The organism is Bacteroidota bacterium, from assembly GCA_034723125.1.
Taxonomy (GTDB): Bacteria; Bacteroidota; Bacteroidia; order CAILMK01; family JAAYUY01; genus JAYEOP01.
This window is the reverse complement of sequence record JAYEOP010000074.1, coordinates 1-5,078: the sequence shown is the minus strand read 5'-3', so window position 1 is coordinate 5,078 and position 5,078 is coordinate 1. Positions and strand designations below refer to the sequence as shown.

4 protein-coding genes are annotated in these 5,078 nt (G+C 30.6%); all 4 read right to left on the bottom strand.

Annotation, left to right across the window (positions count from 1 at the left end; all coding sequences use genetic code 11):
• Positions 1-128 precede the first annotated feature (128 nt).
• Positions 129-770: a hypothetical protein gene (locus U9R42_02310; protein MEA3494847.1), complete on the bottom strand. Its 642-nt coding sequence runs from the start codon at positions 768-770 to the stop codon at positions 129-131.
• A gap of 539 nt (positions 771-1,309) precedes the next feature.
• A complete protein-coding gene (locus U9R42_02305) occupies positions 1,310-3,685 on the bottom strand; it encodes a TonB-dependent receptor (GenBank protein MEA3494846.1) in 2,376 nt (791 codons plus the stop codon).
• A 130-nt stretch (positions 3,686-3,815) separates the two neighbouring features.
• Complete coding sequence (locus tag U9R42_02300; GenBank protein MEA3494845.1) at positions 3,816-4,187, bottom strand: hypothetical protein; 372 nt, start codon at positions 4,185-4,187, stop codon at positions 3,816-3,818.
• Between the two features lie 242 nt (positions 4,188-4,429).
• A partial coding sequence (locus U9R42_02295) for a glycosyltransferase family 9 protein (GenBank protein MEA3494844.1) occupies positions 4,430-5,078 on the bottom strand: 649 nt, incomplete at its 5' end.

Sequence of the window (5,078 nt, the reverse complement as noted above, 5' to 3'; positions counted from 1 at the left end):
GACACAATTATTTTTTTCTTTTATCTAATGAACCGCCAAGTACGAGACCCGTACGCTTGGTGGTGTGAGAGGTGCACTGGCGGAGATTACTCCGTCAGCCGCCTACTCGATTACCAACTGGCATTTATTTATTTTTCGTTTAATAAGTATCTAATTCCCAAATTAAAATTCATCCAACCAATAAAATACGGGTCATATCCCCCATTCATTCCAAATTTTTCAAAACTTGTTATTTCTGGGTTCACAGATAGATATGTCGATATTTTTTTATTAATGACTTCTTTTATTTCAAACTCTAAAAGAAATCCAATTCCTATTCTATTAGTTTCGGTATAATCTGATGAGAAGTTTCCGCCACTTATATATTCATTAGAAATTCTTTCATACTGTTCATTAATAAAGAAATAATTTAGTCCTATTTCTGGTCCGAAATATAATCTAGATTTAGAATTGTCAATTAGTCTAAAAACATAATTTAATCTCAAAGCAATTCGTTGATTATTGGGATCAACCTGTTCAATATAAGTCGAAACTCCGTCCTCTCCTGAACCATAAATGTCATCATAGGGCGTTTTAGAGAAATATTGAATTACTGATATTCCAAAACGATTTTTAGCTTTTACAAATTGATTATACCCAATACTATATCCTACATTTGTATTATACTTTTTTGAACTACTACTTGCATAAATTCCTTTCAGTTCAATTTCCTGACCATAAATTGAACCGATAAAACTAAAAATCATAATTATCAAAATTATCTGTTTCATTTGCTATTGTTTTTTGCTTGTTGGTAACATTTGTATAAACGGAAGTTCCGTTTATTTCCATTATGTACAGATATATCTAAAAACCGATAAGCCCATATCATCCAACGGGTTAGCAATATTGTCTGCCTGTGTGTAGCATGCAGACATGCCAAGCCCCTTGTTGGTAATATGTGTGTAAATCTCTGTTGTTTTAATTGATTCATATTCTAAATAACATTTTAAAATACTCTTGCAAATGTATCATAACTATTTTACTTAACAAAGTATTTTTGTTTCTTTCTCTTAAACTCTGGGTTAAGTTTGAGATTTAATTTCGTGCATAGAAGGCTAAGACTGAGGCTAAGGCTAAGACTGAGGCTAAGGCTAAGGCTAAGGCTAAGCTGAGCCTCAATCTCAATCTCAACCTCAATCTCAACCTCAATCTCAACCTCAACCTCAACCTTAACCTCAGCCTAAGTTAAATAATAATGGATAGTTTCTTTTCTAAATGACTTTCGATTTATTCCAATTGTCTGTTAAAATATTTAATACAATTGATATTATTTTATAAAATTCCCAATCTTTATTCCTGCATAAATTGTTCTTGGATTTAATGGTCCATAAATATATCCCGGGTCTCTGTCAATACCAATGTCAAAATCATTTTGATAGGAATTAAAAATGTTTTTTATTCCTGCAAAAAATTGAATACTTGCTCCATTTAACTTAACTTTATATTTTATTTTCATTCCTAAGTCAAAAAAACTTTTTGTTTCTCTAAGTTCACCTTTGTCAGGATTCGGAATTTGTGTGCCAAAATATGGTACGAGCATTTTTCCTGTATAATTTCCGGTTGAGGATATTCCAAAATCTTTTGTGGGTTTCCAGTCCAATGTAAAGTATCCATAATCATTTGGGGTTCTTAAAAAATCTTTTTTATCAAATTCTTGTGCTTTTTCGAATCTACTGATTTGCTTTGTAAAACCCGAGGATAAAGAGATTTTATTATTTGGAATTAAATTAAATTCAATATTTGCACCTTGTATTTTAGCTCCGTCTTCTGCGTTTACTCTTGTGTAAACAACTGTTCCGTTTTCATCTGCATCATCAAATTCATTGGCAAATGGATTATTAAGTTGAGTATAAAAACCTTCAATCAGTACGCCAACAAACATTTTGCCTACTTTTTTGTTAAAGTCAAGCGATGCCATAAAACTATGACTTGTTTCTTGTTTTAAATTCGGATTATTTTTATGAATTACCTTACGAGAACCTGATGTTTCAATATGTAAATCTTCATCAAATATTTGAGGTGCACGATATCCTTGCGAATAGCTGGCACGAGTTTGTAAGTAATCTTTTATATCATATTTAATTGTAAATCTTGGACTTAATACATTTCCTTTTTTGTCTGAAGCAATCTTTTCTTTGTCTTCAATTTTATAATTATCGAATCTTGCACCTACAGATACTTTCAGCTTTTCCCAATTTATTTCATATTGCGAAAAAATTCCAGTTGTATTTGTACTTTGATTTGCAATCATTACATTATCAGTATGTGGGATGCTAACTATGGAATCATCAACAATTACAGCATTTTCAATATCAGGATATCCAAGTTTTTTGTCTTTCAACCAAGCACCTCTGTTTTCTATTCCCACTGTTAAATTTGAAAATCCGAACTTGGCATTGTATTGAGTACCTATGGTATAAGAAAAATCTTTAGTATTTCCGTAATCTTTTAATGATTTATTAGCTCCATAATAAGAGTCTCTGTTTATTTTTTGTCCTGAAAGATAGATGGATAATTTGTCATATTCTCTAAAAAACTGTTCGTAAGTCAATGCTCCTGTGGTTAAATTATGTTTCAATGCTTCTGCGATATCTGTTTCATGTACAGGATAATCATGTTTATTACCACCTCTTCTTGCTTCATTAATGCTAAAGAAATCAGCAATAAGTTTACTTCTGTGTCCAAAGCGATGATATAAGCGTGTTCCTATTGTTGTATTTTTAAGAGAAGCTATTTCTGAGAAAGCATCATCATTGGCATCAAAAGGCTCTCTGTCTCTAAAAAAACCATATAAAGACATTCCTGTTTTATTATCGGCAGAAACCAATGATGTATTAAAGTTAATAGAATTATCTAGTGAGGGCTTGTCTGATTTATCCATTCCAATTCCTGTAAGTCCACTATTTAAACCAAATTCATAAGAATTATTTATAGGGTCTTTCAAAATAAGATTAATAGTTCCGGCAATAGCATTACTTCCGTAAAGTGCTGAGCCTCCACCTCGTATTATTTCAACTCTTTCAATCATGCTTGATGGGATTAGCTCTAAACCATAAACACCTGCAAGCCCACTAAAAATAGGACGGCTGTTAATTAATATTTGAGAATATGGACCTCCCAATCCGTTCATTCTTATTTGTGAAAAACCACAATTTTGACAGTTGTTTTCCATACGTAAACCGGGGCAAAAATTTAATCCTTCACCCAATGTTACCGATTGTGACATTGTAAATTGTTTTGCTGTAATTGTGTTTACAATTATTGATGATTCTTTTCTGTTTGTTTCATTTCTGTTGCCTGTTATCACAATTTCTTCAAGTCCTAATATATCTTTTTCCAAGTCAAATTTTAAAATTTTTGTCTCGTCCGCTTTAATGGTAATTTCTTTTTCTTTTGGCTTAAAACCAATACATTGAGCTTTGATTGTAATCTTACCTATAGGTAGGTTAATAAGATTATAGTGTCCACTCTCATCAGTTGTTGTCCCAATGGTTGTCCCTTTTACAATTATTGTTGCAAAAGGAATATGTTCACCTTTACTTACCACATGTCCTACAATATTGGCATCTGTTTTTCTTTTTTGACTATAACTAAATTGATAAAGTGATAGTAAAATTATAATTAATGGTATTATCTTTTTCATAATTAAATCTTAAAAAAATTATTTATTATTAGCTAAATATAATTTTATGAATTATATTAATAAGTGTTTTGTAAATTAATTTCTCCTTGTTATTAAATGAGAATTTAATATAAAATGAGAATAAGATGAGTTAATTAATATTGAAAGGAGGTGCTCGATTTCTTAAATAGAAAAGGTAGTTAAAACGATAGATACTATTTTTAAAAGAAAGATTTTTTTCTTTTTTGTAAAATATTTTTAATATTGAAAATAATACAAAACTTACTGCAAAAAGTAGTTGCAGGTTTTGAATAAATACTAAGTCTTCTTTACTATGATGGTGTGATTTAAAAGGCTGTGAATCGGTTTTTTTGCTAAAAGGGTGAGCATGTGTAATTATTTCTCCATTTGGTAAAATGTGGGAATGGAAAAAAATTACATTATTGAATAAAAACAAAATGAATCCTGCAAGCAACAGATATGATATGAATTTTATCCTAATATGTTTTACAAGCCTTTTCATTTTGCGGGCAAAAATAAAAAAAAATATTTTTTAGTACTGATGTTTTGTTGGATATTTTATTATCGAGACTAAAGGACATATCTTATTAGAATATTTGCATATAAATTAATTTTAATCTGTGAATCTGTCTTCGACAGACGAAGTCAGATTTCTATTACACTTAGCTTGTTTTCGACAGACGTAGTCTGTGGCTTTAATATTTTTTTCACCCACACAAATCAATATAGAACCTCCTTTATGTCCTAATTCCCAAGAACATCTACCATTTTATCCACATCAATGTCCATAGCACATTTAAAATGCTTTTCAGGGCATTCTTTTTTTCCATGTATTCCGCAAGGACGACATTTGAGTTTTTCTTTTACTTCAATAATATTTGAATTATCTGCCAAAGGACCAAAACCAAATCCTGGAACTGTAGAGCAAAAGATTGCGGATGTATTGGCATTCATAGCGGAAGCGATATGCAATGGTGCCGAATCATTTACATAATTCATAGTTGCATCTTTTATTAAAGCGGCAGATTCAAGTATGCTTAACCTTCCCGAAAGATTGATGACATTATTTTTTTCAGTCCTTAAAATTATTTGGTTGCAAAACACAGTATCGGATTTACTGCCAAGCAAATAGACATTAATATCTTGTTCAATTTTATTTATAAATTCTATCCATTTCTTTATTGGAAATTGCTTGGTAAACCAAATGGAAGCAGGAGCAATGCAAATGTATTTCTTTGTTTTATAGATTTTTGTTTTTTCAAAATCTTTTTCCGAAGGATATAATTTGGGTAAACATATTTTTGGCGTTGTAAATTCAGATAGCAATGTTGCATTGCGTGTTACTTCATGAATTTCAATAAAAGGGTCAATGATATGTTCGTAGCTTTTAGTG

Excerpts from the sequence above, each read along its gene's own strand:
- U9R42_02300 (MEA3494845.1), bottom strand. The coding sequence starts at position 4,187 with ATGAAAAGGCTTGTAAAACATATTAGGATAAAATTCATATCATATCTG.
- U9R42_02310 (MEA3494847.1), bottom strand. The coding sequence starts at position 770 with ATGAAACAGATAATTTTGATAATTATGATTTTTAGTTTTATCGGTTCA.
- U9R42_02305 (MEA3494846.1), bottom strand. The coding sequence starts at position 3,685 with ATGAAAAAGATAATACCATTAATTATAATTTTACTATCACTTTATCAA.